General features: G+C 57.6%; 10 protein-coding genes. 3 read left to right on the plus strand and 7 right to left on the minus strand.

Annotated features, from left to right (window positions below; all coding sequences use genetic code 11):
• Nucleotides 1-164: 164 nt before the first annotated feature.
• Nucleotides 165-4,463 (minus strand): hypothetical protein, encoded by a 4,299-nt coding sequence (locus NG895_RS02405; RefSeq protein WP_252850850.1) that lies wholly within the window; start codon nt 4,461-4,463, stop codon nt 165-167.
• 967 nt (nt 4,464-5,430) lie between these two features.
• Here NG895_RS02405 and NG895_RS02410 point away from each other — a divergent pair.
• Nucleotides 5,431-6,072, plus strand: a complete 642-nt coding sequence (locus tag NG895_RS02410; RefSeq protein ID WP_252850851.1) for a CIA30 family protein — start codon at nt 5,431-5,433, stop codon at nt 6,070-6,072.
• Nucleotides 6,073-6,179: 107 nt separating this feature from the next.
• On the opposite strand, the gene NG895_RS02415 is transcribed toward NG895_RS02410, so the two are convergent.
• Nucleotides 6,180-6,509: a hypothetical protein gene (locus NG895_RS02415; protein ID WP_252850852.1), complete on the minus strand. Its 330-nt coding sequence runs from the start codon at nt 6,507-6,509 to the stop codon at nt 6,180-6,182.
• A 368-nt stretch (nt 6,510-6,877) separates the two neighbouring features.
• Nucleotides 6,878-7,213, minus strand: a complete 336-nt coding sequence (locus NG895_RS02420) for a hypothetical protein (RefSeq protein ID WP_252850853.1) — start codon at nt 7,211-7,213, stop codon at nt 6,878-6,880.
• Nucleotides 7,214-7,388: 175 nt separating this feature from the next.
• On the opposite strand from NG895_RS02420, the gene NG895_RS02425 reads away from it, so the two are divergent.
• Together NG895_RS02425 and NG895_RS02430 are read left to right on the plus strand one after the other, a co-directional pair.
• The gene (locus NG895_RS02425) at nt 7,389-7,814 is read left to right on the plus strand and encodes a hypothetical protein (protein WP_252850854.1); all 426 of its coding nucleotides are present in this window, start codon (nt 7,389-7,391) and stop codon (nt 7,812-7,814) included.
• 182 nt (nt 7,815-7,996) lie between these two features.
• Nucleotides 7,997-8,407 carry a hypothetical protein gene (locus NG895_RS02430; RefSeq protein WP_252850855.1) on the plus strand — a complete coding sequence of 137 codons (411 nt, stop codon included), beginning with the start codon at nt 7,997-7,999 and terminating at the stop codon, nt 8,405-8,407.
• A 12-nt stretch (nt 8,408-8,419) separates the two neighbouring features.
• Here the strand turns inward: NG895_RS02430 and NG895_RS02435 are convergent, their stop codons facing one another.
• The 4 genes from NG895_RS02435 to NG895_RS02445 all read right to left on the minus strand — a co-directional run bounded on the left by NG895_RS02435 (nt 8,420) and on the right by NG895_RS02445 (nt 13,418).
• Nucleotides 8,420-8,779 (minus strand): HNH endonuclease, encoded by a 360-nt coding sequence (locus NG895_RS02435; RefSeq protein ID WP_252850856.1) that lies wholly within the window; start codon nt 8,777-8,779, stop codon nt 8,420-8,422.
• Between the two features lie 61 nt (nt 8,780-8,840).
• Entirely contained in the window at nt 8,841-9,056 is a 216-nt protein-coding gene (locus tag NG895_RS31025; RefSeq protein WP_482758164.1) for a ScoMcrA-related endonuclease, read from the minus strand.
• 555 nt (nt 9,057-9,611) lie between these two features.
• A complete protein-coding gene (locus NG895_RS02440; RefSeq protein ID WP_252850857.1) occupies nt 9,612-9,848 on the minus strand; it encodes a hypothetical protein in 237 nt (78 codons plus the stop codon).
• A gap of 399 nt (nt 9,849-10,247) precedes the next feature.
• Nucleotides 10,248-13,418 (minus strand): methyltransferase, encoded by a 3,171-nt coding sequence (locus tag NG895_RS02445; RefSeq protein WP_252850858.1) that lies wholly within the window; start codon nt 13,416-13,418, stop codon nt 10,248-10,250.
• Nucleotides 13,419-13,442: the final 24 nt, after the last annotated feature.

A 13,442-nucleotide genomic window follows, 5' to 3' on the forward strand; every position in this document is an offset into this window, starting at 1 on the left:
CCAAGTATTCCGCGGAACTACTGGTGGTGTCCCCCAGAGACAGACCGCTAAGACTTAGCTGCGGGCTACTTAGACAAAATTGGTCCAGCCGCCTTTACATCGGAATCTCTCGAAGTGAAGTAGGTGGCTCGAACGCTCAACCATTGCGACAGGTCCTCAGTGAGTCACGCCGCGCCGATCTCAGCGAATAGGCAGGAAAGAACTTCCACGTCGATGACTTTCGTAGCGGCCGGCTCTATTGCCAGACGTCGATTGGGCACCAGCCGCGATTTAGCGGTGCGGGCGGATTGAGACAGGTCCATGGTCTCCAAGGCCATGTCTTGAGCGCGAACCCACGGTGTCATCTCAGGCATCGCGATGATGCCTTTCTTTGCCTGTTGCAAAGCAGCACGCCTTAGAGCGGTGGGAGCCGAAGGCATCGGCGGAAGTGTGGACGCCGTGGAATCGACGTCAATCGGATCGGCCATGAAGCTGGCCGATAGTCCATCCTCCACTAGAGTGGATACTTCTGCCAAAATTGCGGCCCCCAGGTGATTACGCCATACTGTATAGTCGGCCAGCGTAACGACGCCGTCGCCGTTGCCGTCGCCCTGCGTCCCAGGTGACACGTTCGAGCCGAAATTGTCCTTCCAAATATCATAGTCCGCGGCGTCTACAGTACCGTCGCCGCTGTAGTCCCCCGGCAGGTAGGCGGTCACCGTTTCGATGCCCAAATAACTAACCGGCATGGCATTGTCGAAGGTGAACGCCCCCGCTCCCACGCCGGTGGGTGTTTGCGTATAGCTACTTACGCCGGTCAGCGCCACCCTGAGTGTATCGCCTGGCGAGGCAGTCGGGTTGTTGCCTAGCACCGTCACGCCCGCGTTGGGTAACGGCTCGGCCAAGATGATGTCGGCCCCACTTCCCAGGCTGAGGTAAATGCCTGGCGCGGCGGCACTTAAGAAGATCAGGTCTTGGAACGTCAACGAGCCGCCAGAGCCGAACAGCGTATCCTCCAATCCGGCCCCCACGCTCGACTGACCGACGTGCACCAGATCGCCCGTCGTATCAAGTCCGTCCCACAGGCTGACGTAGCCGCCTCCGGCCCCGGCGTTGTAGAACACCGGACCGTGGATGTTCTCGAGGGTGCTGACATTGTAGCCGAGAGCAAGGCCGTCCACGCCGCCGCCAGCATTGAAAATGGTGGTGAAGCCGGGGCTGGCCGCATCGACGTACAAGCCGTCGACCGCCGAACCAGCGTTTAGTTCGAACACTTCGGTGTTGGCATCGGTAAGGTGAAACTGCAATCCTGCGGGTACGTAAGCGTCGGTCGTCCCGACGTTGCGGTAATAGGTTTTGCCCGAAGTGTTCCCTGCGTCGTTGAACCGCAGCGTGTCGGTACCGTCTTGTCCGTTGAAGTGAAACGAAGCCATGAGGGTCACCTCGTTTGCCACCACACTGGCTCCGAAGTTCACCGCGTCGTTGCCTCCGCCGCCGTTGACTGTCAAATTGCTTCCTGATTGAAAGCTGTTGATGCTTACCGTGTCGTCGCCGCCACCCGCGCTGATAGTGATATTCTCGATGTTGCTGCCAGCCCCGAACCCGGCTGCTCCCATGCCGCCGATATTGGTCGTGCTGGGGCCGAATTGATTGTAGAACGTGTAATCGATGGGGAGCGACGAGGCGGTGTCGTTGATGAATAGCGAGTCGACACCGCCGCCGCCTGAGATGCCCAAGTTACCATTGATGGTCAGATTGCCGTTGTCGTCGTGCGGCCGGACGTCGAAAATGTCGTTATCGGGCCCTCCCAGGATCGTCATTTGCTGACCAGCGGGGATGTCGGAGGAGGTGCCAAAAACAAGATAATCGTTGTAGTATTGCCCCGCATACAGATTGACGGCCTGGAACGAGTCGTAGTCGAAACGCATTCCCAGCGGCCCGCCATCGTACCCGGTAATTTGCTCGGGCGAGATAACGTACGATCGCGGACCCGAGGTCGCGTCGTCGATCGTCAGGACATTAAATCCAGTCCCACCGTCGATGGAGATGGGATGATTGAACGGCGGTTCTTCGTTCTGGGTGTAGAAATCGCGGAAGCTGGAGATGTCGTTCAGTTCAACCGTGTCGTTTCCACCACCTGTGTTCAGCGTGACGTCCTGCGCCATGGTGCCGTTGATTTGCACGTTGTTGTTGCCATTGCCGGCGAGCACGGTTACCGCTTCATAGCCTTCCAGGTCGTACGCCTGCAGGCCCAGATAGACGGTTTGAGGGTCGAAGCTGTTATCTCCCAGGATAGCCCATGGCAGGTCGTGGGTGCTGAGCGAGTCGTTGAGCGTGAGCGTATCGACACCGTCGCCGCCGTTTCCCGTAAACAGTCCGATACCGCCGGCCAGATTGTTGCCGTTGCCGATAACGAAGTTGTCATCGCCGCCGTTACCGTTCACGATGGCACTGGATATAGTCGTGGAGTTAATGGTGACGGTGTTGGGTCCTTGCGAGGCGCTGAGTTCGATCGAGCCCACATTGAAGTAGGTCACTCCGCCGAAGAAAAACGGATCGCTCCGCGTGATCGTGTCGTTAGTGATCAGGTAGTCGACGGAGAATGCGTTGGCGCTGTCGTCCAGCTTGATCTTGCCACTGTCTGCGCCCGCGGCAAAAGTAACGAGACTACTTACGGCGTGCAATCCGCCACTGCCGACATTCAGGGTGTCGAAACCGGCTTCGCCGTTGACCGTAATCGGGCCTTCGAGCTTCGAAATCGAGAATGGGTCGTTCGGTGCCAGATTAATGGTGTCGTTTGCCGGTCCACCATATACAGTCAAGGCAACGCTCGCGGGCAGTGCCGAAACGTTGAACGTGTCGGCACCGTCGAATGCCGTCATCAAGACAGTCTCCACCGAGTAAAAAGAGAATGGTGTCGAGTTGTTCTGGCCGTGGGTGCTATCAAGTATCCATTGCGTATCGGCGTCACTGGTACCCTGGAGCACCAGATGATCCGTGCCGCTGCCACCGTAGACAGAGACTGGTATCGACAGCGCACTGAGCTGCCCGAACAGGTCGATGGTGTCGTCACCGGCTCCTGGGCTGACGACGATGCTGCTGACCTGAGTGCGGGGAAACTGCTGGATCGCCGAGCCGCCAAAGATGTCGTCCTGCACCACGATCATATCGGGGCCAGAGTTCCAGCTGATCTTCAGGTTGTCGGCCGCCCCCTCGAAGCCGGTCACCGTCAGCACGCCACCGCTAAGTGTCGCGAACGAGCCCGCGTTGCCGCTTATAGTGTACTGCCCGATGCTGCCGTACGCGTTGTTCTGCGGGCTAACTCGGAGTACGAAGCCTTGCCCGGGCGTTGCGTTGGTGGTGCTTATGGTGGCAGACGTGTTGGTGGTAGTGAGCGTTACCGCTGGTGTGTTTCCGCTGATGGGAATGAGTTCCAGGGTCGGTGCCAACATGCCACCGAGCGCCGCGTTATTGACCGTGAAACTAAGAATTGGGCCCACCGCGACGAAAGTAAACGCATCTTGATCGCCATTGGTTTCGATAATCCCGGCGCCGGTCACAACGCCCGTCTGCGGGTTAAGATTAAGCGAACCACTGCCGCTGTAGCTGCCGAAATCGTCGGCTCGGTAGGTAACCACGTTACCCGGCCTGATAAGTGTCGCGAGGTCGTCTTGCGGACCAGTAGAGACTGGATTTCCACTGGAGTCGCTCGAACTTGTCGGACCGCTGAACCAGATGCCGCGTTTGGCGGAATTGTTGGAGGATCCCCCCATGATGGGAGACGTGATAGAATCGCCATCGGAGTACACTTTGACCACATTGTTCGAACCGTCAATCACACTCTGATGGCGGAGCCCCAAGACGTGTCCCGCTTCATGGGCGACCGACTCGGCAATGAAGTGCCGATCGCCGGCGTTAAGAGTGACCGAGCCGGCGTCAACGGCATCGGCTGAGAAGACGAAGCCCGTGTTGTTGAGGTCGTTACGCGTAAAGGATTCTCGCCACGCTACCCCGCCCGCGCCCTGATTGTACCAATCGGCGTCACTACCGCCGACGACGATTTGCAACGCAACTAGGTCGTTGTAGTTTGGCGGCGCAATAGTCGTGACGTTGATGTTGAACGGCGAGTACTTTTCGGCGACATGTTGCCAGATGGCGGTCATTCCGTCGAGTTCGGCCTGCGAAAAATCATTGACGTTCCCATCGATGGAAAACGCCGGAATGGGATCCGAATTCCCCGCTGCCGGACCGCTCGCGAAAACGCCCGGCGCCCACTCGAATGCTGGATTCCCATCGAAGTCGATGTGGATTGTAACCGGCGCGCCCGGCAGGCTGCTGAGTGCGGGTGGGATCAGGGCCAGGAGACGGCGGTCTTCCAGTGACTCGGCGGCTAATCGACGCGAATGAATCCCCATGCTTCTACCTCGCCGGTCAGTACGGCGGGCGCTGGTGCGATTGTGATTCGAGCGATGGAAGTGGAACATGATTAAGAGTCCGAGAGTGACTTTTTTGGGGAGGGGGCAGTTGCACGACGCTGGGATCGCTCGTTTAGACGAGGCGCAACAGAAATCGACATCCAATGTGGGTAGCAACGAAGAGATGCCTGACGCTGGTCTTGCCAGCGAAGTAGGCGAGCGCTTGAAAAAGGGAAAAGACTGCCCTAGCCCGCGATAGCGACCAACAGGGAGCAGAACTCCCAGGATACCGTGCAGAGATGATTTGCCGTATGCACTTCCAACCCTCACGCAAAGGTTCAGGGTTCGCGGCAGCGTTGATCCAACTGGAATGTAACAGCTTCCAGGGGGATGTCAATCACGCATCTGGCCGGGCAAACGCGACTGGACCCCTTAAGTGAACGTGACCGGGGGCGACGTAATCATCACAACTGCCAGCTTTCGGACCGCAAATTCTTCAGTTCTGTCTTCCGGCGTTTTGCTTGTCATCAACGTAGGCGGAGCCTGGCATGCCAAGTTAAAGTGGGTTGCAGCCGCCCCAGAGGGGCTCTGACCGGACTGCACGTCCACCAGCAGGTGCAGAGGTCGCGCCACCGCCGGTATTTTGCTGCCACTCTAACTCAAGGCGGGTGCATCGCCTTCGGCATTTAAGCTCGGGGCGCAACTCGCGTCGGTCTTGACGACCTATGTAGTTAGCCAGCCCGGCAGACCCACCCTTATGGGGGACTATCGAGCCCGATTCATGTCTTCCCCAATCTGCAGCGGTGCAGCTCACCTCGGTCAGTTCCGGAAGCCTCAAAACTGCGTCGGCTTCATCGGCCGACGCAGCTTCGGGCTCACTCCCAATAGCGAGCCCCCCTATCCATCGGTGCCAAAACAGTCGAAGTGGCAGGCCAAAATCGCTTTTGCCTCCTACTGTGTAGTTGGGGCCAGATCGACCGTGAAGCAGCCAGCCGGATCGCACATTTTGCACATCATCAACCCAAAGGATACGAAGATGATCTTTCGCACCATGCTATTGCTATCACTCGTCGGCGGGACAGCCGTCGCTGCCGATGAGGATGCGGCTCGAACTGTTCTTAATTTCGAGAACGACGAGGCTTCCAAGCAGTGGGGGACGGTCAACGATGGGGTGATGGGGGGCCGATCGGATGGGAGGTACGAAATCACCGACGACAATATGCTGCGATTCTTCGGCACGCTGTCGCTTGCGAATAATGGCGGGTTTGCCTCGGTTCGTTCGCAGCAAACTGAATTTGGTCTCGTCGCAGGCGACAACCTAGTCATGCGTGTCCGCGGCGATGGCAGGACCTATTCGATGAATCTCTACACGTCGGCTCGCAGGATGGCCTTCTCCTATCGGGCCTCGTTCGAAACAGTCAAAGACGAGTGGGTCGAAGTCAGCATTCCTGTTGAAGATTTTGTGGCCATGTCGTTCGGTCGCGTGGTTCGCAACTCGCCTCTCGACCCTACGCAGGTCAACCGGGTTGGCGTCGTGCTGGGTGATAAGAAAGCTGGCCCGTTCGAATTGAAAATCGAATGGATCAAGGTCTCGCCAGCGTCAACAGCGACAGAGGCTTCGCATTCCAAAGAGCAAGAGCTTGCTGAAAAGTGGAAGGCATTTTTGGAGAAGGAGTAACCTCAGGTTGTCACAGAGGTAAGACTGATTTGTTGCTGCGCCGGCTTCATCGTCCGACGCACTTTCGATGAGCGGCAGGGCAGCCTGTTAGGACGTCCACCGAGTGGTCACTCGGTGAAGGTGGCGTGTAGGTCATGCTTCGGTTCGTAGCTGTCGCCAGACATCCGGGACTCCATGGGGCCTATTTCGACCCGGTCAGGAAGAACCTGGTAGTGGGCAACCAGGTGTACAGTGGTGATTGCCCATATCTGGTGGGGATGATCGGGGTAGAAGAGAGGGATAGCCCGGTCATGCTCGTATGCGATGGTGTCTTGAAGTGTCTCAAGGAGAGTGGTGGGGTTGACGGCGCACTCACTCCAGGCGAAGTAGTTAAAAGCTTCATCGAGGTGGACGTAGTCAAATTCTCTGTCTCCGATGTCTGGGTGTTTGTGTCTCATGTTCTCCTCCGTAAGTTAAAAAGTTTCACTCAGCACAACTTTTTCTTACGGGGGAGAGCGTAAGCTCGGCTGGCCGTTTCCCACTTTGCCGAGCAGGGGGAATGACAGGCTTCGACTGGCGTGAGCCCTGCCGGGCGAGGCTCCGGATTGGCCAGCCGTTGAGCGTGACTGAGGCACAAGTAGCCAGACATGCCGAGTAAGATGACGCAACGTCCTTGTCTGATGAATCGATTCTTACCTGTGCGAGTGGGAGGATGGGCGGCGGTCCATCCGTAACGTGAAGACGTGCTTGATGGTCACTGCAAGAGCGAGAACCGCAAGCAAGAGTAGCGAGAGCAAGGCTCTCGCCACCATTTCGCTTCGGTAGCTCACAGTGCAGCCTGCTCGCTTGCCCTGGGTTCTAGCGTAGTGGGGCTAGTCATCGCTGACGCATCCTGGTCGATGCCAGCGTCAAGCTCAGAGCATTTCTGAGCGGCCATCTCCGCTACCTTGGCAACAGCCTCTGCGTTACGTGGGTACATCCGGTCGGTGTACTTAAACTGTCCGCTCGTCTGGTTCTTCCAGCAGCGGCTCATCGTAAAGTAGTGCGACTGATTACCGTCCGGTGACTGGGCGACAAAGATGCTCGCTCCGATAGCCCCTTCACGTACGGTTGCAACTGGCTTTGTCCCCTGTTTGGGGTTGGTTTTATTCTTGGTGTCCATGTGCGTTACCTCCATGCATTAGTGAACAGCAGAGAATATCACAGCACCAGAGGTAAGCAACCTTCTCGCGACAATTGCTGGGGGGAAGCAATTGCGGGTCCAGGCCTCCAGAGACCAAGACGGTATAATGTCGGGACAGGCGAACGACGGGGCTCCAATAATGAAGGGCAGTTAGATGGCAGAGGGCAAGCAGGGTCGCACGGTAACCGAAGGGCAACTACTACTTGAGTTCATGACCGAGGAGCCAGAATACGTGAGGGCAACCGCCAAACGGGTTATCGAGCGTTTCGTGGAAGCAAGAATCGGCGAGCGGCGAGCAGAATTTACTGACATCATCGACAGTGCTATCAAGCAGGCGATGATACGCGTCGCGGCTGACGAGTCGCTGCAAGCCTACGCGAAGTTGCAGCAGGCTGTAGGCGAAAAGCCACTCGCGGAAGAGTTTAGAGCCGCCGCACAGGAGGGCCTTACAAAAACACTCCAGCTCTTGCTAGGAGAAATGGCACGAATGAAAGTGAATCTTCGCGAGCTACGTGAAGCGGTCGAAGGGGATAGCGAGTGGTGGCGCAATGGCGGCGAACCACCAGGAGGTGACGACTGATAAGGCGTAGGGGCCGAAAAAGCCCCGCGTCACTAGCTCCTAGCAGGTGACGCGGAGCAAAAGGAGTTCAGCGAGTGTTCGTTCTCGCCGTGCGGTCAATTATCGCAGGACCAGGCGGCACCAGTCCAGGCGGGTATAATCTGCACCAGGAGACCGCCGTACTAGCGAAAGGAGCGTAGAGCATGTCCGCCGACCATCACCTGCAACGATACCTGAAAGAACACCCCGAATTCATCGACGCGGCTGTCGAGCGGACAGTCGGTCGCTATGTCGAGGAGATGCTGGAAGACCGCAGAGGCGAAATCGAACGAGCGGTGGAGCAGGCCCTTGCCGAACATCTCCATCAGCTGGCGCTGCGTGAATTCCTCGATGTGTTCTTGCTCTCTGAGAAAGCAGGGCAGTACGTCAAACCACTTGGAGACGCGGTGCGAGACGCCACCCGCGCCAGGGTGGCCCGTTCGATGCGATTTCAGTGGCAAGAGCTGGCCCATCTGAAGGTGAAACTGCGTGAACTGCGGGAGGTCATGGAGGGTGAACGCGAGCCGTGGACCTACGACGACAAATGGCCTTACGACGATGAGCCGTATGAGTAGGTCCGGGCAGGTCTAAGCGTGGCGGGCTTGCTTCAGGTAGTGTTGCAGCTCTTCGATGGTGAACGGGGGAGACCGCCTGTGTAGCATGGCGTGGCAGTTCGGGCAGACAGGCCTGAGGTCTTTCACCGGGTCGACAGTGTACTCGCCTTGGAGTTCCGCCAGTGGCGCGAGGTGATGGACGTGGACAAAACCGTGGCCAAGCGGGCCGTAGGTCTTTTCAAAATCGAAGCTACAGGCCATGCACTGGCAGCCGTAGTGAGCGATGGCCAGTGCCCTGGCCTGTGGGTCACGTTCGTAGCGGTTCACCACAACCCTGGTTGCCTCTCCTTCCGTAAAATGTTCCGTTGCCGGCAGTTCATCGGGGAAGGGCAAGGCGTCACCTTTGGTAACAATGGTAAATCCGTTCTCTTCGAGAACGCGGAATCACTTGGACTTAAGGCCCCCCCTTAAAGTCTTTGGGCCCCAGTGTGGTGCCGGTCAGATGTCCGGCGGCCAGCCCGACAACCGCCTTGGGCGGATAACGACGGTTGGCGTGCAGCACGTCATACGTTGTCGAGTCAGCAAATTTGTGCGGGACGTTTCGGTCAAGGTCCTCAAGGGCCTGTAAGACGTGGGTAGAGGTAATGCCGTGGGGGATGTTGTTCGACATATTGCCGGTGCTGAAAATAGGGGGAAGGTGTTGGCACGGGATGTAGGCCAACAACGCAGTAGCGAGAGCGGTTTGCAACCGTACGCGAAGGAGCCATTGGAGCGAGCATCTTTGTCGCCCAGTCTCCCGACGGCAACCAGTCGCACTACTTCACAATGAGCCGATGACGGAAGAGCAACTGATAGCGAAATTTGTTGAGCAGCGGCCTGAGCTGGTCGAGGAACTTGTTTCGAAGGCCATCACGCGATTCGTGGAGGAATGAATCGAGCTATGGCGTGATGAGTTTACCACCATGACCGGGCCAATCAATTTTGTAGGCGGGGGAACAAGAGAGGCCAGGCAGCGTGTGCGCGCGTTAATCCTTAGCCTCTGTCATCTCCAGGGGGTGCGAATCGTTGACACAGCTTTCTGAGCAGTAAATGCCCGCGAAAGCTTCCAGGGCCGCATCCCCCACAAGAAGCGGTGTACCACACCACTGGCAGGCTGTCTCTTGTTGCCAGTCGGTCACACGGTACCAATCAGCGTTCGCAACGCGAGGAAGGGAAGTCGGTTTCATCACCCTACCTCCTCAGCCCGCAGGCAAACCACGTATTCGGCGTCGCGACCGGCGAACTCCACGAGTTGTTCCACGTGGCCGCCAGTGGCGTAGCCGGACTCGACGTAATGCTCGAGCAGTTCGACCATTGTCGTCACGTCGTCATCGGTCGGACGTTCCGGGTAGACGTAGCGGGCAGGGCCCTCTTCGCCGTCATACAAAACGACTCGATACTCTGATGGGGGTGTTTTGCTCAAGGGAGCCTCCTTTCATCAGTTACAGGACGGTCACAGACAGTCCGTAAGAAGTGTTGTGAAGTGCCGCGAGGAGATTCTTTTTCTCATCGGACACCGAGTACTGGGTCCCGCCAGAGACAATCATGTCTCCATCAAGGCCCACAAACGGAGCTTCTCCGTAGAGGAGAAATCTGCCGTCTTCATCTCTGTCCGCACCGAGTGTTCTGAGCACATGCTCCACTTGCTCGGGGCTTCCAAACCAACCATTTTGCATTTGTCGTATCCTCCAAATAAAAACCATCCAAAATGCACGCACACAGCTGCCAGCCTCGCCCGGTCGCAACAGCTTGCAACCCGGCCTGACCAGCAGCCACATAGGGGCGTCTACCCAAAAGCAGTGATGTGAAAGAACGTGCGGCGTTAGCTGGCCTTGTTGAGGACCACGAGCCGCGTGCGAACGCCCGTCTGGCGAAAACTATCGGCTCCTTTAAAAGCGTCTTCAGGGAGCTTGAGGGTTTCCCCTCTGCAACTGCCAAGCCACCTTTGAAACTCAACCGACCTCTGGTCGCTGCGGCCAAACACCCCTTCGCTCATAACCGATACCAGTCGGCCGCCAGGAGCGAGAAGTGAGTAGGCATGCATCACGTGCACCGCGTCCTGCCCTTTTTCAAATGGCGGGTTCATAAGAATGCGGTCATAGGTGCCGTGGTGCTCAAGGAAGTCTGCAAACTTTGCTTCAATGCCCTTGGCTGCGAGTACTTCAGCGAGCGTGTGGTTTCTTTCGATAGCCGTAATCCGGGCGTGAGGCTGGGTCCGCTCTATTTCGGTGACGATGTCACCTTTACCACAAGAAGGTTCTAGCACCGTGTGGCCGTCCCCGATTTCAGCCAGTTCAAGCATCTGGTCGATAACCGGCTTAGGAGTGGGGAAAAAGCCGGGCAGGTCCCGGCCGATGAGTTCCCGCTCAGCGACCAGTACCGGGTCGTCACTTCGGGTTGCGGCCCGATGAGGCAGGTATTCTCTAAGGGCCGAGCGAAGCTCGTGAACGGTATGAATGTTTGCCCGCTGCAGCCTGCGGTAGCTCTCGAACCCCGAGGCCACCGACTGGACGTCGTAACCGCTTGATTTGGCCCGAGTAAGGTAGTCCTCGCATTCTTTGATATCGCTATCGTACGTTAAGGTGACATAGTCACGCGTTTCTCGGCGAAGAAGTTTCTCGATGCGGCGGCTTGCCATTGTGAGGCCTTTTTTGCCGGCACAGGCCCTCACCATGTCTTCCAGGTGACGACGGTAGAAGTGCGGGTGGGGGTACTCGGTGAACCGGATGTCGGTTTCCCCAATGGGCTGCTGTTCAAGCTCCCCGGTCCGCAGGTGGTAATCGTAGTGCGATTCATCGTCCGTCTTCTTGATGGCCCGCACGCGAGCCCAGCGGGCAAGGCGAAGGGTAGTGTCGAGCGTCTCTATATGCGTGCGGTGACGCACGCCGTCAAGAAACTGGGCCTCGCCGCGAGACAGGGCTTCGGCCACCGAATGCATCGTGCGAGCGAGGGCCGCTTCCGCAAAAGCCCGGCCGCGAACACCAGCCTGGATATCCGCACGTCTTGCCGTGTTTTGAAGCGACTGGTTACTCTGTTCGATGGTGTCGTCAGACCGGCGAAGCATCTCGTTTGCCAGTTCGTGGAGCCTTTCTGAGGTGGTCTGCTCTTTGTGAGCCTTCCGGTCTGCTAGTACGTCCGAGCGGTCGACGTCCCCGGAGAGAAGCTCAGTGAACTTCGTGGCCGCGTCCTCGGTTAAGAACTGAAAACCGGCATCCGTCTTTCTGAAACTACTCCACCAGCCTCCGAGCATCCTGGCCTTGGCCTTTAGTTCGCCGAATGTCTCGCGTTCTACGCGAGTACTGAGCTCCACAATCCAGAGCGGGCATTCACGTTTGGTGTGGTAGCCTTCTTTGATGGTAAAGCCGACGCCGGAGAGTTCCTTGCTTTCAAACCGAGGCACCTCGGTTGGTTTCTGGCTGCGTCGCTGCTCGCGAGTCATGTTGGCATGAAGCGTGTCCCAGCGGGCAAACTGCTCATCGGTAAGGGCGGCTTCGCCCCGGGCGTCGATGAACTTGCGATAGTCCGCCAGATTCTGAGGGTCAGAAATGGATTCCTCGTAGGCCTGCTGTTTTTCGCGAAGCTCCTCAAAGTGAGCGTTGAAGCTCTCTTTCGTGACGGCCCGGACTTTGCTTGCGACGGCGTCTTCGTACTTTTCTCCCATCGAGAAACGGACCGTGCCGTCTAGCAGGAACATGCCAAGCATCTTGCGGTAAATGCTTTCCGCGTTTTGCAGTTTGGTATTGCTGCGGGCACTGAAGTCGCCGAGATTACCGGCAATGTTTTTCAGCACCGGAGCCTTGTAGCTCGACTGAAGCTCAGCAAGAATCTCAACCCGGCTTGCCATCACTCGCTCAAAGTTCCTCTGGTAGGCAGCAAAGCTCTCGTGCTGGCCGCGGCGTTTCCACAGTTCCTTAAATTCTGCAAACGTGTAAGGGACGGCATCTGTCGGTGTAGCTTCTACGACCGTACTGCCAGTCGAAGGCTCTGCCTTTGGTGTCTCAGGTGCGTCGGGCGAATGAAGCGATGCCTCTATCCAGTCGTGGACGGCGTTTTGGTCAGCCAGGCCTCGGACAAAAACCTGGCGGACATGTTTTTGCGTGAAGCCCCACCGCTCAGCAAAAGCCTTGATGGTCCACCCGTTTGCACGAAGCAGCCGTCGCACCTCGGGTCCTGCGAGTGTCGTTGGGCAGTGAGCTCGTGTGAGCTTGCTGACTGACTCGGGGAGCCCTAGCACCGAAAAACGGGCCTCACCAAAGCGGGGCTCTTCGACGTGGACGAGCCCGCGGTCTCTCAGGTTGTTCAGTGCCTGATGGACCGGGTTATCGAGCGGAGCAGTGGGGTCGAAGTTTAGGTGGCGAAAGTGTGCACGAAGCTCTGACGCAGCGAACTCTTTGCCGGTTGAGGCTTTGAGGTGAGCCAGGACGTCATCTGGGCCAGCGGGGAGTGGAACAAGGTCAGCGTCGTTAAATCCTTCGGGCGGTGCGTGCTTGTTGTTGGCCTGGGTGATGCTTTCCGAGAGCGGCACTGAGTGCGGCGTGGGCTCGGTCAGTGGTTCGGGGCAGGGGTAGATGGCACCGACAGCAAACCACTGTCCTTCCGTGCCCTCAGAGAAACGGACACGGACCTCCTTGCGGGCGTGGCTGATACCGACAACGATGCCGCGGTGAAGGTTATCCTTGCCGAACCAGGCTTCGACATAGTCACCTCGCTTGATGATAAAGCGGTGAGCTGGCCCGTCGATGTCCGTACGCACCCGGTCGACCGTTATCGTGTCATGGTCACACAATGGGGCCGCGTCAGGCCACGCGTCGGGATTTGCCGCGTCGTAGACAATTTGGCGGTCGGGCCGCACAAGCGGCGGCGGCATTGACGTATCACGAGCGACTTGTTCTGGCTCTTGCTGCTTGGAAGTGGACTCCTGCTGCGAGGCAGCAGGAGGGTCAAAGCTGAATGTTTTCTGGTACTGCATGGTTCGTTTTTTAGTGTTGTTCATCGTGTTATGTCTCCATGTAAGTGT

The sequence above is a fragment of the Aeoliella straminimaris genome (assembly GCF_024054565.1).
Lineage (GTDB): Bacteria > Planctomycetota > Planctomycetia > Pirellulales > Lacipirellulaceae > Aeoliella > Aeoliella straminimaris.

What these genes read in the sequence shown, in the direction of transcription:
- NG895_RS02430 (WP_252850855.1), top strand. Translation starts at nt 7,997, where the DNA reads ATGTCCGCCGACCATCACCTGCAACGATACCTGAAAGAACACCCCGAA.
- NG895_RS31025 (WP_482758164.1), bottom strand. Translation starts at nt 9,056, where the DNA reads ATGTCGAACAACATCCCCCACGGCATTACCTCTACCCACGTCTTACAG.
- NG895_RS02410 (WP_252850851.1), top strand. Translation starts at nt 5,431, where the DNA reads ATGATCTTTCGCACCATGCTATTGCTATCACTCGTCGGCGGGACAGCC.
- NG895_RS02425 (WP_252850854.1), top strand. Translation starts at nt 7,389, where the DNA reads ATGGCAGAGGGCAAGCAGGGTCGCACGGTAACCGAAGGGCAACTACTA.
- NG895_RS02420 (WP_252850853.1), bottom strand. Translation starts at nt 7,213, where the DNA reads ATGGACACCAAGAATAAAACCAACCCCAAACAGGGGACAAAGCCAGTT.
- NG895_RS02415 (WP_252850852.1), bottom strand. Translation starts at nt 6,509, where the DNA reads ATGAGACACAAACACCCAGACATCGGAGACAGAGAATTTGACTACGTC.
- NG895_RS02405 (WP_252850850.1), bottom strand. Translation starts at nt 4,463, where the DNA reads ATGTTCCACTTCCATCGCTCGAATCACAATCGCACCAGCGCCCGCCGT.
- NG895_RS02445 (WP_252850858.1), bottom strand. Translation starts at nt 13,418, where the DNA reads ATGAACAACACTAAAAAACGAACCATGCAGTACCAGAAAACATTCAGC.